The organism is Nocardioides seonyuensis (genome assembly GCF_004683965.1).
In the GTDB taxonomy this organism is placed as follows: Bacteria; Actinomycetota; Actinomycetes; order Propionibacteriales; family Nocardioidaceae; genus Nocardioides; species Nocardioides seonyuensis.
Window position 1 is genome coordinate 2,704,527 of sequence record NZ_CP038436.1, and the last position, 21,375, is coordinate 2,725,901.

Here is a 21,375-nt window from a genome sequence, read left to right on the forward strand (position 1 = left end):
GGGGCCCGTAGGGTGTGCCCGTGACGATCGGACCCCCCACTCGCGTCGTGGCGGTCGTGGTCACCTTCAACCGTCTCGAGCTGCTCCAGACGCTCGTCCGGCGGCTGGGCGAGATCCCCGGCCTCGCCGAGGTCCTCGTCATCGACAACGCCTCCAGCGACGGCACCGACACGTGGCTGGCGGCCTGCACCGCCACCGGGGACATCCCGGTGCGGTCCCGCTCGCTGGCGACCAACCGCGGTGGCGCCGGCGGGTTCCACGACGGGCTCGCGTGGGCGCTCGACACCGGTGCCGACCTGGTGTGGCTGATGGACGACGACGGCCTGCCCGACGTCGACTGCCTCCCGCTGCTCCTCGAGCACCGCGACGACCTCGACTTCTGGGGCCCGCTCGTCGTCGACGAGTCCGACCCGAGACGTCTGGTCTTCCCCATCCGGCTTCCCGGCGGCGCCAAGGTCGCCCACGCCGTCGACGACGTACGACGAGCCGCACGCGGCGACCGCCTCGACGGGATCGTGATCCCCTTCAACGGCGTCCTCGTCACCAAGGAGCTCGTCGAGAGGATCGGCCTGCCCCGCGAGGAGTTCTTCATCTGGGGTGACGACCACGAGTACCGCCTGCGCGCGGAGGAGTCGGGGGCGCGGGTGGCCACCATCGTCACCGCGGCTGTGCGTCACCCCAGCGTGGGCAACCTCGGCACCCCCATGATGTGGGGCCTCACGACCTACAACGACTCGCCCAGCGACCTCAAGCACTACTGCATGGCCCGCAACAACCTCGTCAACCTGCGCGACTACCGCGGGCCCCTGCACGCGCTGGCCTTCGTCGTGAAGACAGTGTGGTTCTACACGTTCAGCCGGCCGAGCCTCTCCCGGCTGCGCCTGAGCGCGGGCGCGATGCGGGCCGGGATCGCCGGTGACTTCGAGGGCCACCGGAGGTTCCTGCGATGACCGGGGAAGGACCCAGGAGCGAGACCGTCGCGGTGGTCGTGGTCACCTACAACCGCGCCGACCTCCTCGCGGGCATGCTCGACGGGCTGGCGGCCCAGACCCGCCGCCCCGACGCGGTGATCGTCGTCGACAACGCCAGCAGCGACCACACCCGCGAGGTCCTCGGCGCCCGGACCGACCTGCCGCTGCGTGTGACCACCACCGAGGACAACCTGGGCGGGGCCGGGGGGTTCCACCTCGGGGTCCGGGCCGCCTACGACGCGGGCTTCGACAGGGTCTGGCTGATGGACGACGACGTCGTCCCCGCTCCCGGGTGCCTCGAGGCGCTGATGTCCGTCGACGAGGACTGTCTCATCGCCGTGCGCGAGGACCTCTCGGGTGCGCTGGTCGAGAAGGCCGCGATCGAGTTCGACCTCGCCAGCCCCCTGGCCATCCGGCCCAAGCGCTCGACGGTCGACTCGGTGTTCGCCGACCGCGGGTCGATGCCCGAGCTGGTGGAGGTGCAGAACGTCGCGTTCGAGGGGTTCCTCGTGCGCCGCAGCGTCATCGAGGAGGTCGGCTTCCCCGACCCCGAGTTCTTCATCTTCTACGACGACGTCGACTTCGCCGTGCGGGCGCGCAGGGCCGGTCGGCGGATCTGGGCGGTGCGCGACGCCGTGCTGGTCCGCCAGCTCGACTTCAACCAGCAGCACGACCTGGCGGGTTGGAAGGGCTTCTACATGTACCGCAATCTCTTCGTGGTGCACCTGCGCCACGGGGAGAACGCCCTGGTCCGGCTCAAGCCGTGGCTGATCACGCTCGTCGTGGTGCTGCTCAGCCCGCTGCGTGGGGGGCGCGCGGAGGCCCGCAACGTGGTGCGGGCCATGGCATCGGCCCGGGGCCTGCGCGGCCTGAGTCGAACGGCACGACCCCCTCGCTAGACTCGGCCTGCCCCTCACGGCGCCCGCGCACGGCTCGGCGCCGCCCCCACCTCAGGAGTTCATCCCTTGTCCCAGGGTCCAGCTGACCAGTCCGATCGGCCCGACATCGTCATCGTCGGCTCCGGCTTCTTCGGCCTCACCATCGCCGAGCGCTGCGCTGCCGACCTGGGACTCAAGGTCCTCGTGCTCGAGCGTCGCCACCACCTGGGCGGCAACGCCTACTCCGAGCGCGATCCCGCGACCAACGTCGAGGTGCACAAGTACGGCGCCCACCTGTTCCACACCTCCAACGAGCGGGTCTGGGAGTACGCCAACCGCTTCACGACGTTCACCGACTACAAGCACCGGGTCTTCGGCAAGTACCAGGGCCAGGTCTACTCCCTGCCGATGAACCTCGGCCTGATCAACCAGTTCTTCGGCAGGTCCCACACGCCCGACGAGGCTCGTGCGCTGATCGCCGAGCAGTCCAGCGAGATCGCCACCGAGGACGCCTCGAACCTCGAGGAGAAGGCGATCAGCCTGATCGGCCGCCCGCTCTACGAGGCGTTCATCAAGGGCTACACCGCCAAGCAGTGGCAGACCGATCCCACCAAGCTGAGCGCCGACATCATCACCCGGCTGCCGGTGCGCTACACCTTCGAGAACGGCTGGTTCAGCGACACCTACGAGGGCCTGCCCACCGACGGCTACACCGCGTGGCTGCAGAAGATGGCCGACCACCCCAACATCGAGGTCCGGCTCGAGACCGACTGGTTCGGCAGCGACGTCGAGGCCGAGCTCAAGGGCAAGGTGCCCGTTGTCTACACCGGTCCGGTCGACGAGTACTTCGGCAACTCCGAGGGGCGCCTGTCGTGGCGCACCGTCGACCTGCAGGAGTCGGTCGTCGAGACGGGCGACTTCCAGGGCACCGGCGTGGTCAACTACAACGACCAGGACGTCCCCTACACCCGCATCATCGAGTTCAAGCACTTCCATCCCGAGCGGGAGAAGACCCACCTGCCCGGCAAGAGCGTGATCGTCCACGAGTACTCCCGCTTCGCGGAGGAGGGTGACGAGCCCTACTACCCCATCAACACCGCCGAGGACCGCGCCAAGCTGCTGAAGTACCGCGACCTCGCCAACCAGGAGCCGATGGTGCTCTTCGGCGGCCGTCTCGGCACCTACAAGTACCTCGACATGCACATGGCCATCGGGTCTGCACTGTCGATGTACGACAACAAGATCCGGCCGCACTTCGCCGAAGGCGTGGAGCTGAAGTCCGGGGGAGTGGACGCATGACCCAGACCCAGACCAGGACCGAGACCGAGTCGTCGACCACGACCAGGCTGCTCCAGCGGCAGATCCTGCCGCTGGACCGCGACACCGACGTCTTCCCCCTCTACGTCGACCTCGAGGAGGCCAAGCTCGACGCCGACCGCTACGACATCGGCGGCAACAAGGCGGCCAAGGACCTCAACAACGCGGCGATCCGCCAGTCGACCTCCCAGGGGCGCAAGCTCCACCCCGACCAGATCGCCTCGCGCACCCAGCTGCGGCTCGAGCCCTCGCAGGTGCTCTCCTTCGGCACCTACTTCAACGCGTTCCCCGCGTCCTACTGGCGCCGGCACACGGTCGTCTCCGACGTGAGCCTGACCGTCGACCTCACCGGTCCGGGCACCACCGTCACGGTCTACAAGTCGATGGCCCGGGGTCACGCCCAGCGCGTCGACTCCGGCACCGTCGAGGGGGCCTCCGGCTCCTTCACCTTCGAGCTCTCGCTCAAGCCCTTCGTCGACGGTGGCTGGTACTGGTACGACGTCGTCGCCGGTGACGAGGGTGGCAGCGTCGACTCAGCAGAGTGGACCGCGCAGGTGCCCGCCGACCGCGCCGAGAACGGCACCGCCGACATCTGCATCACCACGATGAACCGGCCCGACTTCTGCGCCAAGCTCCTCACCCAGATCGGCGAGGACGCCGAGCTCGCGCCCTACCTCGACACCGTCATGGTGATGGAGCAGGGCAAGCAGCTGGTCTCCGAGTCCGAGTTCTTCGCCCAGGCCCAGGAGGCGCTGGGCGACCGGCTGCGGGTCATCGTGCAGGGCAACCTCGGCGGCTCGGGCGGCTACGCCCGCGGCCAGCTCGAGAGCATCCGCAAGGGCACGGCCACCTACGCGCTGATGATGGACGACGACGTCGTGTGCGAGCCCGAGGGCATCATCCGGGCCGTCACCTTCGGCGACCTCGCCAAGCGGCCCACCATCGTGGGCGGCCACATGTTCAACATCTACAACCGCTCCCAGCTGCACTCCTTCGGCGAGATCGTGCAGCCGTGGCGGTTCTGGTGGCAGACGCGCCTCGACGGCTACTCCCAGTGGGACTTCGGCGCCCGCAACCTGCGCTCCTCCCGCTGGCTCCACAAGCGCGCCGACGTCGACTTCAACGGCTGGTTCATGTGCCTGATCCCGCGCATCGTGCTCGAGGACGTCGGGCTCTCGCTGCCGCTGTTCCTGAAGTGGGACGACTCCGAGTTCGGGCTGCGCGCCAAGCAGGCGGGCTACCCCACGGTGTCCTTCCCCGGCGCTGCGGTGTGGCACGTCCCCTGGACCGACAAGAACGACGGCGTCGACTGGCAGTCCTACTTCCACCACCGCAACCGCATCATCGCGGCGCTGATCCACTCGCCGTACGAGCGCGGCGGACGGATGGTGCGCGAGTCCTTCAACCACCAGATCAAGCACCTGGCGTCCCTGCAGTACTCCACCGCCGAGCTCCGGCACCTGGCGATGGAGGACGTGCTCGCCGGGCCCTACGCCCTCCACGGCGAGCTGGCGACGAAGCTGCCTGAGATCAACGCCTTCCGCAAGCAGTTCACCGACGCCCAGCTCCACGAGGACCGCGACGAGCTCCCGCCGGTGCGCCGCAAGAAGCCCCCCAAGAAGGGCAAGTCCGACATCGAGATCCCGGGTCGGCTCAGCACCCTCATCGCCGCCGGCCTGGCGCCGATCAGGCAGCTGCGTCCCCTCCGGCCGATGTCGCGGGAGTTCCCCGAGGCCGAGCTCGCCGCCATGGACTCGGCGTGGTTCAACCTCGTCAAGTACGACTCCGCCGTGGTCTCCATGAACGACGGCAGCTCGGTGGCGCTCTACCGCCGCGACCCGGAGAAGTACCGCGACCTGCTCAAGCGCACGGTCGAGATCCACCGTCGGTTCCACCGCGAGTGGCCCGAGCTGGCCAAGCAGTACCGCGACGCCCTGGGCGACATCACCTCGCCCGAGGCCTGGGAGAAGACCTTCGAGCCGTGGACCAGCAAGCCGCAGGAGCACGCGTGAGCGGTGCCACCACTGACGAGGGCCAGGTCGAGCAGCGACACGACCTGGCTCACGTCCCGCTGACCTCGCCGTCGAAGACCTCGGGCGTCCTGGAGGTCTTCCGCCGTCGTTACCTGCTGCGTCTGCTGGTGCGACGCGAGATCCGCGCGCGCTACGCAGGCACCGGCTTCGGCCTCGCCTGGTCCTACATCAACCCGCTGACGCGGTTCCTCACCTTCTACGCCGTCTTCGGGCTGCTGCTCGGCAGGGGGATGGGGCTGGAGAACTTCGCCATCCACCTCTTCGCGGGGATGGTGCTGGTCCTCTACTTCAGCGAGACCGTGACGGCCGGGACCCGGTCACTGCTCAGCAACAAGGCGGTCATCGGCAAGATGGCGATGCCGCGCGAGATGTTCCCGGTCGCCTCGATGCTGGTGTCCTTGTGGCACACCTTCCCGATGATGGTGATCCTCACCGTCGCCTGCCTGCTCACGGGCTGGTTCGGTGACGGACCTGCCTGGCACCCCGACCTGCTCGGGTTCGGCGCAGCGGCGCTCGGCTTCCTCCTGATGATGGTCTACGGCACCGCGCTCGGTCTGATGTTCTCGACGATCAACGTGATCTTCCGCGACTTCCAGCGGATCGTGGCCACCTTCATGAACATGATCCAGTTCTCCGCCCCGATGATGTACCCCTACTTCCTCATCGCCGACGGCCGGCGCATCCCGGTGGAGTACCACGACATCTACGTCGGCAACCCCGTCGCCGTGGCGGTCATGCTCATCCAGCGCGGCTTCTGGTACCCCACCTGCTCGCCGGCGTGCGCGGTCGACCCGGAGACGGGGGCCGACCTCCCCGAGTTCGTCGGTGACCTCTACTCGCGCGGGTTCATCATGCTCGGCATCGGAGTGCTGCTCCTGGTGCTCGGCCAGTTCGTCTTCTCCCGCCTGGAGAAGTCAGTTCCGGAGCGCCTGTGACCACCTCGATCATCGTCGACGACGTCTCCAAGACGTTTCGCTACAACGCCCATCCGACGCTCAAGCAGGTCCTGCGCAGCAGGCTGCAGCGCGAGCGCACCCCTTCCACCTTCAAGGCCCTCGATGGCGTCTCCTTCGAGGTGAAGCAGGGCGAGTCGATCGGGCTGATGGGCCTCAACGGCTCCGGCAAGTCCACGCTGCTCAAGCTGGTGAGCGGCGTGATGCGGCCCGACGAGGGCAAGGTGCTCACCCGTGGCCGGATCTCGGGGCTCATCGCCACCGGGGCGGGCTTCCACAAGGAGCTCTCGGGCCGCGACAACATCTTCATGAACGCTGCGATGCTCGGCATGTCCAAGGAGGAGACCGAGTCCAAGTTCGACGACATCGCTGCCTTCGCCGACGTCGGGCGGTTCATGGACACCCCGGTCGGCAACTACTCCTCCGGCATGTTCGCCCGGCTCGGGTTCGCCGTGGCCGTCCACGTCGACTGCGACATCTTCATCGCCGACGAGGTGCTCGCCGTGGGTGACCGCCCCTTCAAGAAGAAGTGCATGAAGCGCATGCGCGAGATCCGTGACTCGGGCGTCACCCTCTTCTACGTCAGCCACTCGGCAGGCTCGGTGAAGAAGATGTGCAACCGCGCGATCGTCCTCGAGAAGGGTCGCCTCGGCTTCGACGGTGACGTCGAGGAGGCCGTCAAGTACCTCCACTACGACGGCGAGGACGAGGAGCCGGACGCCGAGGAGTCCGAGGAGGACGAGCGCGACGAGGCGCTCGCCAGCGACATCTGACGAGTCGGCGCCAACATCCGCCGAGCCGGCGCCAACATTCGCCGAGTCGGCGCCAAGATCCGCCGAGTCGGCGTGAAGATCCGCCGAGTCGGCGTGAAGATCCGCCGAGTCGGCGTGGACATCCGCCGAGTCGGCGCATGACACGTTGTCCACAGGCTTGATCCGGCCATGTTCACGTGGGGCGGTCCGAGGGAACGCTCGCCCGATGACCTTGCTACCCCTCCTTCCGCCGGGCTGGCCGCTGCACCCCGAGCAACCCTTCACCGCCGAGCAAGCCCGGAAAGCCGGCGTCGCCCACCTCCTCCCCAGACTCGTCCAGGGGAGGGTTCTCCGTCGCTTGGTGCGCTCGGTCTACATTGCCGACTGCGTGGAGGACTCGATCGACCTGCGAGCGCGGGCGCTGGCACTCGTCGTACCCAGCGGTTGCTTCGTGACGGACCGATCTGCCGGATGGCTCCACGGTGCCCCGATGGTGCTCGCGCCGAACGAGGACGTCCTCGTCCCGAAGGTCTCCTTCTTCCGACCCAGCGACGCCGGCAGGCTGCGCAACGGTCTGTGCGTGAGCGGAGAGCGCGAGGTGTCACGTTCAGACCTGGTGGAGATTCAGGGCATCGCGGTCACGACGCCGCTGCGTACGGCGTTGGACCTCGGCCGGTTGCAGCGCCCCGACGTGGCGCTGGCGGGGCTCGACGCCATGGCGCGCTTGGGCGTGTTCAGCGTTCCGGAGCTGATGTCACAGGTGGAGCGGTTCGCCAAGCGCCGTGGCGTACGACAGCTGCGCGAGCTGGCGCCCATCACGGACCCTGGCGCGGAGTCCTTCGGAGAGTCGGCCCTGCGTCGGCGTTGGTACGCCGTCGGTCTGCCACGACCGCGCACACAGATCCCGGTCCTGCTCGACGGCGTGGAGATCTACCGCCTGGACCTGGGGCTGGAGGAGATCCTCTTCGCGGTGGAGTACGACGGCGCGCTGTGGCACGGTGCCGCCGCCGATCGGGCACACGACGCTGAGCGAGCGTCGTGGTTGGCGCAGAATCGTGGCTACCTGATCGAGCCCTTCGTCGCCTCCGACTTGTTCGGTCCAACCCAGAACGCGGAGGCGAGCCTGGCCGTGCTCTTCGCCCACGCGCGTGAGACGTTCGCCGAGCGGCGGCGAGGCATCGTCTATTGATCCGCCGACTCGGCGGTGGGCTTGCGCCGACTCGCGCACGATTGACGCCGACTCGGCGGGGTTTCACGCCGACTGGGCGGGGTTTCGCGCCGACTCGGCGGAGAATTTCACGCCTGATCGGCGTGTCGACTGGAAATTACACGTTTGTAGTTACTCAGAAACCCTTCCGTGACTGGTGTGACTGGTGTGAAACTCCTGCCTTGTGTGACCTTCCCCCACACAGGAGCAGATCTTTCATGCGAATTCTTCAAGCCCGTGTCGTCACCTTGTGCCAGCAGCTGCTGGCCTTCGGTGTCGTTCTCGCCGTCCTCACGCCCGCCAGCGGGGTGGTGTCACTCGACATCGTCGCTGGCGACGCGCCTCGCGCAGCCGGCTCCGCTGGCCCCGCGACGCTCGTGTCGGCGACAGTGCCGTCCGAGGCGGTCGAGCCCGAGGTCACCGAGGTGCCGCTGACGACCGACGCCGGAAACGCGCGACCCCTGGCCGGCGACACCGTCTCGGGGGACTCCGTCTCCGACTCGAGCGTGGTCAGCAAGCCCCAGGCCGTGTCCGGCTTCGCCGCGGTCGGCGTGACCTGGGAGAACGGTGAGCAGCTCGAGGACGAGGAGATCGCCCTCCAGGTGCGCACGCGCACCGGCGAGGCCTGGGGGGAGTGGCAGGAGCTGGAGTACCACGACGAGCACGGTCCCGACGCCGGCAGCGCCGAGGCGCTGGAGGCCCGTCCCGGCACCGAGCCGCTGTTCGTGGGCGAGGTCGACGACGTCCAGGTCAAGGCCAGCACGGAGGGCACCAGCCTCCCCGACGACATGTCGGTGGCCCTGATCAGCCCCGGCGAGGCCGAGGGGGAGAAGGCCGAGGCCCCGGCCATCAAGGGTGCCGCTCCCAACGCTCTCCAGCGAGACGCCTCCGCGACCAGGGCCTACGAGAAGGAATTCGAGGAGCAGGGTGGGGCCGACGGCATCGTCCTGCGTGCGGCTCGAACGATCGCCCAGCCCACGATCTTCTCCCGTGCCCAGTGGGGCGCCGACGAGCGCATCCGCGACGCCAGCAACCCCAGCTACGGCACGGTCAACGCCGGGTTCGTTCACCACACGGTCAACGCCAACGAGTACACCGAGGCCGACGTCCCCGGGATCATCCGCAGCATCTACGCCTACCACGTGAAGTCCCGCGGCTGGCGCGACATCGGCTACAACTTCCTCGTCGACCGCTTCGGCCGGATCTGGGAGGGCCGGTACGGCGGCATCGACCGCCCGGTGATCGGCGCGCACACGCTGGGATACAACCACGCGTCCTTCGCCATGTCGGCGATCGGGAACTTCGACGTCGTCCAGCCCACCGACGAGATGCTTCGCGCCTACGGTCAGCTCTTCGCCTGGAAGCTCTCGCTGCACGGCGTCAACCCCGCGTCCATGTCGCAGAAGGTCGGCAAGTCCACCTTCGCCGCGATCAACGGACACCGCGACGCAGGTTCCACCGCCTGTCCCGGGAAGTACCTCTACGCCCGCATCCCCTCGATCCGGCAGTACTCCGCCGAGGCCGCGCCTGCGGCGCCGGTAGGAGTCGCGGTGTCGGAGCCTGCGCCGCAGAGCAGCCTGGTCGGTACGCCGCACCCCGACCTGGTCGTGCGGCGGGCCAGCGACGGACAGGGCCTTGTCCTGCCCACCGGTGGCCTGACGTCCTTCGGGAAGCGCGCCGTGATCGGCAAGCGCAAGTGGAACACCCGTGCCGACGTGCTCGTCAGCCCTGACCTGACCGGCGACGGGGTCGTCGACCTGGTCACCAGCGACGGCCGCGGCACCGTGCGGGTGCGCCCCGGCAAGGCCGGTGGACGCTTCGGCAACACCACCAAGAAGGTGCGTACGACGCGCGGGCACGCCCTGCTGGCCGCCGTCGGCGACACCAACGGCGACGGACGCAACGACCTCGTCGCTCGCCGCAAGGGCAAGCTCGTGCTCTTCAAGGGAACGGCGAAGGGCGGCTTCTCCCGGAAGGTCCTCGACCGCGGTTTCGGCAACGCCGTGCAGCTCCTGGGTGTCGGCGACGTCAACAGCGACGGTCACGTCGACGTGATGGCCCGACGCAAGGGCAGCCTCAACCTCTACCCGGGCACCGGGAGCGGCACGTTCGGGGCCCGCCAGCGGGTCGCCGGGACATGGGGTTCCTACGATCGCATCATCGGCGGGGACTACACCGGGGACGGCCGACCCGACCTCCTGGCCCGCAGGACCAACGGGTCCCTCTACCTGCTCCCCGGGAACGGCGACGGCACCTTCGGCGCCGCGCGTGGCCCTGCGTCCAACCTTCGCTCGATGCGCTTCCTCACTGCTGGGGGGAACCTGCTCGGAGGTCCCGGCGGCGACCTGGTCGGCGTGAGCGGCCAGAAGCTGATGGTTGTCACCAACCGGGACACCTTCGAGCTCGGCTCCCCGATCGACACCGGCGTCTCCTTCGCCGGACTGGACCTGGTCCTCAACGCCGGTGACGTCAACCGGGACGGTCTCGGCGACGTCCTGGGCCGCACCCCCGCCGGGCAGCTGATGCTCTTCACGGGCAACGGCCAGGGTGGGCTCGCGCCGGCCGGCGTGCTGGGCGAGGGCTGGAACGCCGTGGCCGACCTCAAGGCGGTCGGTGACGTCACCGGTGACGGCCTGCCCGACCTGGTCGGGACCTTGGACGGCCCCAAGGTCTGGCCCGGCAACGGGAGCGGCTTCGGTGCTGCGTCCTCGATCCTCGGACGCATCGCCGTGAGCGCCGGCCTGCCACAGGACCTCTCGCGCTTCGACTGGTTGATCGGGGTCTCCGACATGCAGCTTCGCGGCGGCATGGACTACGTGGCTCGCGAGCCGTCCACGGGGCGCCTGTACTTCTACAACGGCAAGCAGTCCGGGGCCTCGCGCGCCCGGGTGCTGGGTGAGGGAATGGGGGCCTACGACCTGGCGGGCTGATCTCAGGCCCGGGCAGTCGCCCGCTCCGAGGCGTAGACCTCCGGCAGGCGGTCGGCGTCCGGGTTGCGAACAAGGACCAGCGAGCCGCTGCGCGCAAGTGGCTCGATGAAGGTGGCCGTACCTGGTGGGGAAGCCGGGTTGGCCACCGAGAGGAGACGGCCGCCGTCGGTGAGAAGACTCCCGGCGGCGGCTGTCTCCAACAGCTGGTCCTGGGTGAGGTCGTCGGTCGCCAGGTCGGCTCCGCCCGGCGGGTCCGCCGCGAAGAAGGCGTCCGGCTGCGACCAGACCTCGATCCCCACGTCGTGCACCCCCGCCGGAACCGGGTCGGAGAACCGAGCGCCCATCGGGAGCAGGCTGCATGCGAACACCGGCAGCGATCGCGCCTCGCCCGCCCAGCGGTCCAGGGTGTCGGGGCCGCACACGACGGCGTCGCAGTCGTCCTGCGCAGTGACGCGCAGCCCGACCGTCCAGGCGGCCCCGAGGAAGACGGGGGAGAGCCAGTGGGGCGGCAGGTCGACACGCAGGCGCATGCCACGCTCGAGGTCTCCTTCCTCGACCAGGAGGCCGGCCGCCTTGGCGACCCAGTTGGCGTAGGTCGTGACCGACAGCTCGACCCGTTCGCCGGTCGCGTGGTCGTAGAAGGTGACCAGGGGGCGACCCGGGTCCCGACGGAGCTGGTCGGACAGCACGGAGGAGAAGGTCGGCACGCCCAGACTCTAGGGTGTGGCCCATGAGCACCCTCGACCACTTCTGGGCCGTCGTGCCTGCCGGCGGAGCGGGCACGCGGCTGTGGCCGCTCTCGCGCAAGGCCGCCCCCAAGTTCCTCCACGACCTCACCGGCCGGGGGCGGACGCTGTTGCAGGACACCCACGACCGCCTCGAGCCCTTGGTCGCAGACCGGCTGCTGGTCGTCACCGGAGCGGACCACAGGGACGCGGTGCTGGAGCAGCTGGCCGACATCGACCCGGAGCAGGTGCTCGCCGAGCCCTCCGCCCGTGACTCGATGGCGGCGATCGGCCTGGCCGCGGCCCTGCTCGAACGTCGCGACCCAGACGCAGTCATGGGATCCTTCGCGGCCGACCACGTCATTGCCGACCCCGGCGAGTTCCGCCGGGTGGTCGCACGGGCTGCGGAGACCGCCGCGGAGGGCTGGTTGGTGACGATCGGGATCACACCCACCCACCCCGCGACGGGGTTCGGCTACATCGCACGCGGCGACGCGCTCGGGGCCCCGGGCGTGTTCGAGGCAGCGGAGTTCGTCGAGAAGCCGTCAGCAGAGGTGGCGCGGGAGTACGTCGACCGCGGCTACCAGTGGAACGCCGGCATGTTCGTGGTCCGGCCGGGCGTGCTCCTCGACCTCCTGGGGGAGCAGGACCCCGCCTTCGCCTCCGCCCTGCGAGGAATCGCGGACGACCCCCAGACCCTCGCCGACGTGTGGCCGACCCTGCCGCGCATCGCGCTCGACCATGCCGTCGCCGAGCCTGCCGCCGCTGCCGGACGCGTCGCCGTGGTGCCCGGGGACTTCGGGTGGGACGACGTCGGCGACTTCGACTCGCTCGGCACGATCCTCGACGCGGGGAACGCCACGGCGAACCGGACGGGGCCGGTGGTGCTGGGTGACCCTGGCCTGGTGCAGGTCATCGACTCCGACGCCCTCGTGGTGCCGGCGTCAGGCAGGGTCGTCGCCGTCATCGGGCTCGACGACATCGTCGTGGTGGACACGCCCGATGCGCTGCTGGTCACCCGGCGCAGCCGCGCGCAGGACGTCAAGCAGGTCGTCGCCAGCCTCCAGCAGCAGGGGCGCGACGACCTGACCTGACTGGATCAGACGGCGTCCGGCTCGGGGGAGTCCATGTAGGGGTACTTCTCCATGAAGTCCACGAGCGCCTCACCGCTAGGCTCGGAGCAGTACTGCCAGGCTCCGACCGCCTTCTCGGGGTCGGTGGTGCCCGGGCCGCCGATGGACCAGTGCGTCATGGCGACGTGCTGGCCCTTGGGGAAGGCCTTGCCGTCCTCGGACGTCCATGGGACGACCTTGAACTTGTGACGTAGGTTGGTGGTGCTGTCGAGCTTGGAGGCGATGCCCCGAAGGTCGTCCATCGCCTTGTCGTCCTCGGCGATCGTCTCGTCGTACCACAGCAGCGTGTAGCCGTGCTCGAGGTTGTGGACGAGCTCACCGAGCTCGGGACGGTCGGACTCGCCGTAGATCTTGCGGTCGATGGTGTCCCAGACGTCCCAGTGCTGGCCGAAGGCCGGCGGGGCGTCCTCGTAGGTCAGCTCGGTGCCGACCGGGACGTGGTCCTGGTTGCCCTGGGCCTTCTCGGTCGTGATCTTGGAGCACTCGTCGGCGGCGATGCCGATCTTGTCGAGGGATGAGCCGGAGTACTGGCGCAGGTCGTACCAGTCCTTGACGGGCTTGAAGGCGGCTGCCCCGATGATGAGGACTGCGATGACCACGCAGACGCCGACGATGGCCAGTCCGCGGCGCTGCTCGCTGCCCCGCTGCTCCTTGCGGATGGAGTCGATGACCGCCTGACGGTCCTTCTTTTCCTGCTTGGCCACGGCTCTCGGAGTCTCTCGATCGGGGGTTGGCGCGGATGACGTCGGCAGAGTCTACGGACCCGCCGGTGAGACCTGCGCCACCGCATGCGTTCCGTCGTCGGACCAGGACTCCAGCGACCAGCCGTGGGCGAAGCAGACGGCTGCCACGGCCACCCTGTCCAGGGGCACGCGGGCCATGGCTTCGGCCAGCTCTGTGGCGGGGGCCGTGGCCCCGAAGGGTGCCCGGTCGGAGGCCTCGCCGGCCAGGGAGCGTACGACGGCCTCCCGGGCGCCGAACCCGAAGAGGTCCTCGCCCTCGGGCCGGATGAGGGCTGTCGCTCCCTCGCCGGCGACGTCGGCCGGCAGCACGAGGTCGGAGCGCCCGCGCACGACGGCCACCGGCCGGCCGGCGAGCTTGCCCTGCACCAGCTCGGCCGCAGCCGCGATCTCGTCGGCGACCGCGGGGAGGGTGACCCGCAGGTCGTGCCCGTGGGGGTCGGTCCGTCCCCGGTGGTCCTCGACCACGTGCAGCCCGGCCGCACCGATGGCGATGTCGGTCTGGCCACGGCGCCAGGCGCGCCCCGCGGTGTCTGTGAGCACGACGCCGACGTTGGCCCCCGTCCGACGGAGCAAGTCGCTCCGGAGACGACGCGCGGACCCGTCGGGGTCCCGGGGGAGGAGCGCGATGGTGCCGGCAGGAACGTTGGAGGCGTCGATCCCGGCTGCTGCCATGGTGAGCCCGAGCCTGTTGCGCACGACGCGCGTGGGCCCTCGGCGGGCCACCACACGGGTGGTCTCGGCCTCGAGCGCCTCGTCGCGATCGCCGGGGCGCACCAGTCCCTCGGCCTTGCTCACCACCTTGCTCGTCACGACGACGACGTCGCCGTCGCGCAGGTCGGTGGCGCTGGCCACCATGGCGGCGAGGTCGTCGCCCTCGGCCACCTCCGGCAGCCCGTCAGGTGCCCAGACCTCGAGGCGGTTCACGAGACGAGGTCGAGCGCTGCCGACGCCATCGCCGCAGTGGCGTCGTCGTCGGTCATCATCAGCGGCACCGCCCTGCACCTGGTCCCCGACTCCTCCACGCCGGCGACCTCGGCCGCGTCGCGGGTGTCGACGAGCCAACCGTCCAGCAAGCCCCCGCGGAGCGCGCGCCGTAGTGGCGCGCGACTCCTCCGGCGCTCACCTCGACACCGATCGAGGCGAGCAGCTGCTCGGCCATCCCACGGACGTGCCGTCCGCCCACGATCGGCGAGAGGCCCACGACGGGAGCGGAGGTCTCGCGGACGGCGTCTCGGACTCCGGCCACGCCGAGGATGGTGCCGACCGAGACGACGGGGTTGGACGGCGGCAGCACGACGAGGTCCGCGTCGCGGATGGCGTCGACGACGCCGGGGGCGGGCTCGGCCCGGTCCAGGCCGACGACCACGACGGCCTCCGCGGGCACCTCGGCGCGCAGGCGCACCCAGTACTCCTGGAAGTGGACCGCGCGTCGTCCGCTCGCCTCGCTCGGGTCAGCGATCGCGATGTGGGTCTCCACGCGGTCGTCCGACATGGGCACGAGGTGGACCCCCGACTCGGCCGGCGACCCCAGCCAGCGACGACACAGGGCGTCGGTGACCTGCGACAGCGAGTAGCCGCTCTCCAGCAGCTGCGTGCGGACCAGGTGGGTGGCGATGTCGCGGTCCCCGAGCCCGAACCACGTGGGCTCGACGCCGTACTGCTGGAGCTCCTCCTTGGCGTTCCACGTCTCGTCACGGCGCCCCCACCCGCGCTCGAGGTCCAGACCGTCACCGAGGGTGTACATCACCGTGTCCAGGTCGGGGCACACCTTCAGGCCGTGCACCCACCAGTCGTCCGCGGTGTTGGTGACGACCGTGATCCGAGCCTCGGGGGAGACGCCGGCGAGGGTGCCGCGGCGGATGCCGTGGCGAAGTCCCCGTACGAAGCGGGCCCCGCCCAGGCCGCCGGAGAGCACAGCGATGCTGGAGATCATGGCCGATACCCTGCCCGATGCCAGAAGTCCATATCAGATCCGGGCTTGACTTCCGTGCACGACAGGCATGTAATTCCAACTGTGTCGTTCTCCTGCGAAGTCCCCAGATCACTGGCAGGGTTGCGACACGCGTGATGTCGGGCACACACGAGCACCGACAGCACGTCACCAGGTCACTCGGGGCACAGCAGAATCAGACGGGTCGATCAATCCACACGGGTTGACCACCCACACGGGTCGAAAGGGCGAGAGTGCCATGAGAGCAGAACTGTTTCTCCTTGAGCCGGACGCCGAAGAGTTCGGTTGGCAGGACCGCGCACTGTGCGCGCAGACTGATCCGGAGGCGTTCTTCCCGGAGAAGGGCGGCTCCACGAGGGAGGCCAAGAAGGTCTGCCTGACGTGCGAGGTGCGTGATGACTGCCTCGAGTACGCCCTGATGAACGACGAGCGATTCGGCATCTGGGGCGGTCTGTCAGAGCGCGAGCGCCGCAAGCTGAAGAAGCGCGCCGTCTAGTTTCTCCCTCTTGGGGGCACCCTCGTAAGGTGCTCCGGTGACCGTCTCCGCGCTCGTCGTCAGCCACGACGGAGCGCGTTGGCTCCCGGCCGTGCTGGCCGGTCTCGCGGCCCAGACCCGTCCTGTCGACCACGCCGTGCTCGTCGACACCACCAGCCGTGACGCCAGTCCCGACCTCGCCCGAGCCGCCCTGGGTGATGACCGGGTCCACGTCGTGCCCGGGTCCACCAGCTACCCCGCCGCCGTCGCCCACGGCCTGGCCCTGCTGCCGGACGACCCGGACGGGTGGGTGTGGCTGCTCCACGACGACAGCAACCCCGCTCCCGACGCGCTGTCCGAGCTCCTCGCCGCCGCCGAGAGCCATCCCGGGGTCGACATCCTGGGGCCCAAGCTCCGCGAGTGGCCGTCCCTGCGGCGCCTGCTCGAGGTCGGCCTGACGATCACCGGGACCGGCCACCGCGAGACCGGGCTCGAGCGCGGCGAGTACGACCAGGGCCAGCACGACGAGATACGCACCGTCCTGGCCGTCAACACCGCGGGCATGCTGGTGCGCCGCCGGGTGATCGACGAGCTCGACGGCCTCGACCCCGAGCTGCCCATCTTCGGCAACGACATCGACTTCGGCTGGCGGGCCGCACAGGCCGGCCACGAGACGCTGGTGGTCCCCAAGGCCGTCGTCTTCCACGCCGAAGCGGCCCACCGCGGTGTCCGCCGCACGCCGCTCACCGGCCGTCACACCCACTACCAGGAGCGCCGGGCGGCTCTGTTCACCTCTCTGGCCAACGTCTCCGGACGCCTGCTGCCGTGGCAGTTCGTGCGGCTCTTCATGGGTTCGCTCCTGCGCGTGCTGGGCTTCCTGGGGGTCCGGGCGGTCGGCGAGGCCCTCGACGAGCTCGCCGCCGTGCTCTCGGTGTGCGGCAGGCCCGGACAGGTGCTCGCCGCGCGGAGGGCGCGGGCCGCTCGGCGGCAGGGCGACCCCCACGACGTACGCCACCTGCTGGCGCCGGCGTGGCTGCCCTACCGCCACGGCCTCGACTGCGTGACCGACCTGGTCGCAGCAGCGACGAACCAGGCCCAGGACGTCGCCGAGAGGCGGCGCTCGGCCAAGCTGGAGGCCACCGGAGCGCCGGGCGTGACTCCACGAACCACGTCGCGCCCTGCTCCCGAGGACGACGACGAGGCCTTCCTCACCGACAGCGGCATGGTGGCCCGCTTCTTCACCAACCCCGTCGCGGTGGTCCTCTTCGTCGCGGCGGTGCTCGGCGTGGTGGCGGCCCGCGAGGCGTTCGGCTCCATCACTGGTGGCGCCCTGTCGCCCACGCCGGCCGAGGTGTCCGACTGGTGGCAGCTCCACCTCGAGTCGTGGCACCCGCTCGGCACCGGCACGGACGTGCCCGCGCCTGCCTACCTCCTGCCGTTCGCCCTCGCCGGCTGGGTGATGCTCGGTGAGCCCGGCGCCGTCGTCTCGGCGCTCATGCTGCTTGCCGTGCCCGTCGCAGCGCTGGGTGCATGGCGCCTGCTCGAGGTGGTGGGCAGGCTGGCCGACCCGCGCGGCCTGCCACGCTGGCTGGTGCTGTGGGGGGCGCTCACCTACGCCCTCGTCCCGGCGACGTCCGGGGCCTGGGGGCAGGGACGGTTCGGCACCGTCGCGGTGGCGGCCCTGCTGCCGTGGGCGGCCCGCGCCGCTCTCGGCTTCGTCGACCCCGAGGTGGACCGACGGTGGCGAGCCGCGTGGCGTACCGCCCTGCTGCTGGCCCTGGGTGCCGCGTTCGTGCCCGGCCTGTGGCTGTTCGCCGTCCTCGCCGCCGCCGTCGTCCTCGCCGCCGCTGCCTTCATCGCGCCCCGGCTGCTGCGCGACCGCGACAGCTGGGGTCCGCCGGTCCTGGCCGTGGCGCTCACGCCGGCCCTGCTCGCACCCTGGTTCGTGCCCCTGCTGACCACGGGCTCCGCAGCCGGTCTGCTCCTGGAAGCAGGGCGGCTGCCGATGAGCGAGGTCTCCTTCGTCGGCCTGCTGACGGGACGGCTGGGCGACGGCGGTGCGCCGTGGTGGCTCGGGATCGGGCCCGGTGTGCTCGCGGTGCTGGCCCTGGTGCCTCGTCGCAGCAGGGTCTCCGTGCTCGCGTGCTGGCTGGTCGCCCTGGCCGCTGCCCTGGTGTCGGCCGTGCTCGCCCAGGTGACCCTCTCGCTCCCCGCCCTCGACACTCGGCCCAGCCTGGGGTTGTTCGTCGTCGTGCTCCAGGGCCTGGCGGTGGTCGCCGTCGTGCTGGGCGCCGAGGGGTTCGCCCACCGGGTCGAGGCGGGACACCCGTGGTGGCAGCGCTCGCTCGTCGTCTCCCTGGCCGTGGCCGCGGCGGTCGTGCCGGTGGGCGGGCTGGTGTGGTGGCTCAGCGGGCCCGACGACTCCTTGGCGCGCGACATCGAGCAGGTCGTGCCTGCCTACATGGAGCAGAGCTCGTTGCTGGGGCCCGAGCATGGTGTCCTGGTGCTGTCCGGGTCGGTGGAGACGGGACTGGACTACCGCATCCGTCGAGGTGACGGCGTCACCGTCGGCGAGGACGAGATCCTCTCGCTCGCCGACGAGGACCGCGCGTTCACCGAGGAGGTGCGACAGCTCGCCTCGGCCCCGACGCCGGACGTCGTGGCTACCCTGGGGGAGCGCGGTGTCGAGTACGTCGTCCTCAGCGCGCCCGCCGACGGTCGCATCTCGGCCCGGCTCGACGCCACCGCGGGGCTCGACCAGGCCAGTGCGGAGAACCGCGCCACCCGTGCCTGGCGGGTGGACCGACCGCTCGACCCCGAGGCCGTCGAGGGCGATCGCGACTGGTGGCGGAGCGTGCTGCTCCTGCTGCAGGCCGTCCTGGTCGTGGTGGCGCTTGTTCAGGCTGCACCCACGGTGAGGAGCAAGCGCGATGACTGACCGCACCGACACCGGCTCCGGACGGCGCAGGGCGGCGAGCGCGCCGAGCGGTCGACCGTCCCCGCTGACGATCCTCACCGCTGTCATCCCGTTGCTGACCATCGGGGCGCTCGCCCTCGTCCGTCCCGCCGACCCCGTCCCTGCCGTCCACCCCCCACGACCGCCGACCTGGCTCGCAGCACGCTGGTGTGCCCCGACGCCGTCCCGGGCAGCGAGCGCGTCCTGCTCGCGCACGCCGCCGGCGCGACCGGTGAGGTCCTCCTCCGGGCGGGCGGCAAGGACCGCCCCCTGCCCATGACCGGAGGCACCCTCCGGCGACGCGCCCTGCAACCGGTCTCGGTGACCGCGGAGGCGGACCTCGCAGCCGGGCTCACGGCCACCCGGGCCGGCGGTGGCCGCATCGCGGCGTGTGCCCAGCCGGCGCCGGAGCACTGGTTCACCGGGGTGGGCGCGGCGGCCGAGCACTCCTCGATCCTGTCGCTGGTCAATCCCGACCGGGGTCCTGCCGTCGCCGACGTGACGGTGCTGGGACCCGAGGGCGTCGTCGACGTCCCGGCCCTGCGGGGTGTTCGCATCCTCGGCGGGCGCGCCGCCACCTTCGACCTGTCCGAGGTCGCGCCCAGTCGCGAGGCGCTGGCCCTCCACGTCACGACCACCCGGGGGCGACTGGGCGCCAGCGTCGTCGACGTGGTCGACTCACTGGGTCGCGGACCCACGACTCGGGACTGGCTGCCCTCGCAGTCGACACCGACCGAGACGTCGTACGTCGTCGGTCTGGGGGGTCGGCCCGGCGACCGAACCCTCACGGTCGCCAACCCCGGCGACGCCCAGGCGCGTGTCGGGCTGCGGCTGGTCACCGGTGAGAGCGAGTTCGCGCCGGCCTCCTTCGAGGAGCTGCAGATCGCGCCCCAGTCGGTGGTCGAGGTCGACGTCGCTCGGCTGCTGCGTGGACGAGAGGGACAGGGTGCTCGTGCCCTGCGGCTGGACGCCACTGCACCCGTCACCGCGGCGCTGCGCACGGTCGCGGGCCGTGACCTGTCCGTGGCCGTGGCCGGCAGCGAGCTGGCCTCGCGGGCGGCCGTCGTCCTGCCGACCGGCGGCAAGCGGCTCGTGGTCGCCGGGGCCACCAAGCCGGGGGTGCTGACGTGGTCTGCCCGGGACTCCGAGGGCAAGCAGATCGGCGAGGAGCGGGTCGAGATCGACCCCGGGACCGCCGCGCGCATCAAGCTGCCCAGTCGCGCGACCCAGCTCGAGGTGGTCGTGGAACGGACCGGTGCCGTGGCCGTCGTCGAGGTCGGACCACCGGGGCTCTCGGTGCTGCCGCTGGTCGAGCTGGTGACCACCGCCGAGGTTCCGCACGTGCGCCAGTCCCTCTAGCCGTCAGTCGCGATCGCTGTCCTCGACCTGCTCGGGGGTGAGGTCGAGCAGGTCGGCCAGCTGCTCGACCACGATCGTGTGCACCAGGGCCTCCAGCTCTGCGCGCGACTCCGCGCGGTGCTCGACCGGTCGGCGGAACACCACGAGCCGGGTCGGCTCGCCCGAGGAGCCCCGCACCAGCGAGGAGAGCGGCACCGTCGACTCGTCCCAGTCGTCGGGAATCATCGGCGCGTCCTCGACGGCGTACTCCACGAGCCCGAGGCGGCGCTGCCAGCGCTCGTCGAGCGGCGTCACGACGTCGAGCACCAGCTGGTCGAACCGCTCCCGCGCGGTCCTCAGCGCAGGAGTGCCCGGTCGCTCCGGTCGTACGCCGGGCCCACGCATGCCGCGGCCACGGCGGTCACGGGTGCGGGTCCCCGGTCGACCTGCGGCTCGTGCGTCGATCTCCACGCAGCGAGCCTAAGCGGACGGACCCGGTCTGCGGGGTACCGTCAGCGCCGTGAGCCTTGCCCGACGTTGTTCGCGTACGGCGTGTGGCCGCCCTGCGGTCAACACGCTGACCTACGTCTACGCCGACCAGACGGCCGTGCTCGGACCGCTCGCGACGCTCGCCGAGCCCCATGCCTACGACCTGTGCGAGGCCCACAGCGAGCGGCTCTCGGCCCCCCGCGGCTGGGAGGTGCTGCGGCTGGCTCCCGACCCGTCCGCGCAGGGTCCGAGCAGCGACGACCTGCTCGCCCTGGCCGACGCCGTGCGCGAGGCCGCCCGCCCTGCCCCGGCGCCTGCTCCGCTCCGCCCGGCCGAGGGCGCCGGCCTCGACGACGCCGCCCGTGACGCCAACCGCGGTGCGAAGCGCGGGCACCTGCGGGTCCTCACTCCCACCGACTGAGCGTTCCTCTCCACGGTGGTTGAGGGAAGACGACGCCGCCCTCGGTGGTTGAGGAAGGACGGAGCGGCCTTCGGTGGTTGAGGAGGGACGGAGTCCCGTCTCG

At 70.6% G+C, this 21,375-nt stretch carries 18 protein-coding genes; 13 read left to right on the forward strand and 5 right to left on the reverse strand.

Going from position 1 to position 21,375, the window contains the following annotated elements; genetic code table 11:
- Positions 1–20: 20 nt before the first annotated feature.
- The 8 genes from EXE58_RS13135 to EXE58_RS13170 all read left to right on the forward strand — a co-directional run bounded on the left by EXE58_RS13135 (position 21) and on the right by EXE58_RS13170 (position 11,041).
- Positions 21–950 carry a glycosyltransferase gene (locus tag EXE58_RS13135; RefSeq protein ID WP_244242214.1) on the forward strand — a complete coding sequence of 310 codons (930 nt, stop codon included), beginning with the start codon at positions 21–23 and terminating at the stop codon, positions 948–950.
- Positions 947–1,870, forward strand: coding sequence for a glycosyltransferase family 2 protein (locus EXE58_RS13140; RefSeq protein WP_135268309.1), 924 nt, complete (start codon positions 947–949; stop codon positions 1,868–1,870). The genes EXE58_RS13135 and EXE58_RS13140 overlap by 4 nt, the downstream gene beginning before the upstream one ends.
- Before the next feature lie 66 nt (positions 1,871–1,936).
- Positions 1,937–3,148 carry a UDP-galactopyranose mutase gene (glf, locus tag EXE58_RS13145; RefSeq protein WP_135268310.1) on the forward strand — a complete coding sequence of 404 codons (1,212 nt, stop codon included), beginning with the start codon at positions 1,937–1,939 and terminating at the stop codon, positions 3,146–3,148.
- Positions 3,145–5,178: a glycosyltransferase gene (locus tag EXE58_RS13150; protein ID WP_135268311.1), complete on the forward strand. Its 2,034-nt coding sequence runs from the start codon at positions 3,145–3,147 to the stop codon at positions 5,176–5,178. The genes glf and EXE58_RS13150 overlap by 4 nt, the downstream gene beginning before the upstream one ends.
- Complete coding sequence (locus EXE58_RS13155) at positions 5,175–6,134, forward strand: ABC transporter permease (protein ID WP_167288876.1); 960 nt, start codon at positions 5,175–5,177, stop codon at positions 6,132–6,134. Before EXE58_RS13150 ends, EXE58_RS13155 begins: the two co-directional genes overlap by 4 nt.
- Entirely contained in the window at positions 6,131–6,925 is a 795-nt protein-coding gene (locus tag EXE58_RS13160; protein WP_135268313.1) for an ABC transporter ATP-binding protein, read from the forward strand. Before EXE58_RS13155 ends, EXE58_RS13160 begins: the two co-directional genes overlap by 4 nt.
- Positions 6,926–7,130: 205 nt before the next feature.
- Positions 7,131–8,093 carry a hypothetical protein gene (locus EXE58_RS13165; RefSeq protein ID WP_135268314.1) on the forward strand — a complete coding sequence of 321 codons (963 nt, stop codon included), beginning with the start codon at positions 7,131–7,133 and terminating at the stop codon, positions 8,091–8,093.
- A 236-nt stretch (positions 8,094–8,329) separates the two neighbouring features.
- On the forward strand, positions 8,330–11,041 hold the full coding sequence (locus EXE58_RS13170) for an FG-GAP-like repeat-containing protein (protein WP_135268315.1): 2,712 nt from the start codon (positions 8,330–8,332) through the stop codon (positions 11,039–11,041).
- Between the two features lie 2 nt (positions 11,042–11,043).
- Here the strand turns inward: EXE58_RS13170 and EXE58_RS13175 are convergent, their stop codons facing one another.
- Complete coding sequence (locus EXE58_RS13175; protein WP_135268316.1) at positions 11,044–11,748, reverse strand: TIGR03089 family protein; 705 nt, start codon at positions 11,746–11,748, stop codon at positions 11,044–11,046.
- Positions 11,749–11,771: 23 nt separating this feature from the next.
- On the opposite strand from EXE58_RS13175, the gene EXE58_RS13180 reads away from it, so the two are divergent.
- Positions 11,772–12,860, forward strand: a complete 1,089-nt coding sequence (locus tag EXE58_RS13180) for a mannose-1-phosphate guanylyltransferase (RefSeq protein WP_135268317.1) — start codon at positions 11,772–11,774, stop codon at positions 12,858–12,860.
- Positions 12,861–12,865: 5 nt separating this feature from the next.
- Here EXE58_RS13180 and EXE58_RS13185 read toward each other — a convergent pair whose 3' ends face one another.
- The 3 genes from EXE58_RS13185 to cofD are packed head-to-tail and all read right to left on the reverse strand — an operon-like array spanning position 12,866 to position 15,575.
- Positions 12,866–13,603 carry a DUF3105 domain-containing protein gene (locus EXE58_RS13185; RefSeq protein ID WP_135268318.1) on the reverse strand — a complete coding sequence of 246 codons (738 nt, stop codon included), beginning with the start codon at positions 13,601–13,603 and terminating at the stop codon, positions 12,866–12,868.
- Positions 13,604–13,654: 51 nt separating this feature from the next.
- Positions 13,655–14,566, reverse strand: a complete 912-nt coding sequence (gene cofE / locus EXE58_RS13190; protein ID WP_135268319.1) for a coenzyme F420-0:L-glutamate ligase — start codon at positions 14,564–14,566, stop codon at positions 13,655–13,657.
- Between the two features lie 58 nt (positions 14,567–14,624).
- Positions 14,625–15,575, reverse strand: a complete 951-nt coding sequence (gene cofD / locus EXE58_RS13195; RefSeq protein ID WP_244242215.1) for a 2-phospho-L-lactate transferase — start codon at positions 15,573–15,575, stop codon at positions 14,625–14,627.
- Between the two features lie 256 nt (positions 15,576–15,831).
- On the opposite strand from cofD, the gene EXE58_RS13200 reads away from it, so the two are divergent.
- From EXE58_RS13200 to EXE58_RS13210, 3 genes are all read left to right on the forward strand, one after another.
- The gene (locus EXE58_RS13200) at positions 15,832–16,089 is read left to right on the forward strand and encodes a WhiB family transcriptional regulator (RefSeq protein ID WP_135268320.1); all 258 of its coding nucleotides are present in this window, start codon (positions 15,832–15,834) and stop codon (positions 16,087–16,089) included.
- 37 nt (positions 16,090–16,126) lie between these two features.
- Positions 16,127–19,006, forward strand: coding sequence for a glycosyltransferase family 2 protein (locus tag EXE58_RS13205; RefSeq protein WP_135268321.1), 2,880 nt, complete (start codon positions 16,127–16,129; stop codon positions 19,004–19,006).
- A gap of 186 nt (positions 19,007–19,192) precedes the next feature.
- Positions 19,193–20,383 (forward strand): DUF5719 family protein, encoded by a 1,191-nt coding sequence (locus EXE58_RS13210; RefSeq protein WP_135268322.1) that lies wholly within the window; start codon positions 19,193–19,195, stop codon positions 20,381–20,383.
- A 3-nt stretch (positions 20,384–20,386) separates the two neighbouring features.
- Here the strand turns inward: EXE58_RS13210 and EXE58_RS13215 are convergent, their stop codons facing one another.
- Positions 20,387–20,833 (reverse strand): metallopeptidase family protein, encoded by a 447-nt coding sequence (locus tag EXE58_RS13215; protein WP_244242216.1) that lies wholly within the window; start codon positions 20,831–20,833, stop codon positions 20,387–20,389.
- A gap of 49 nt (positions 20,834–20,882) precedes the next feature.
- Here EXE58_RS13215 and EXE58_RS13220 point away from each other — a divergent pair, with 49 nt between their 5' ends.
- A complete protein-coding gene (locus tag EXE58_RS13220; protein ID WP_135268323.1) occupies positions 20,883–21,272 on the forward strand; it encodes a DUF3499 domain-containing protein in 390 nt (129 codons plus the stop codon).
- The last annotated feature ends 103 nt before the right edge of the window (positions 21,273–21,375 follow it).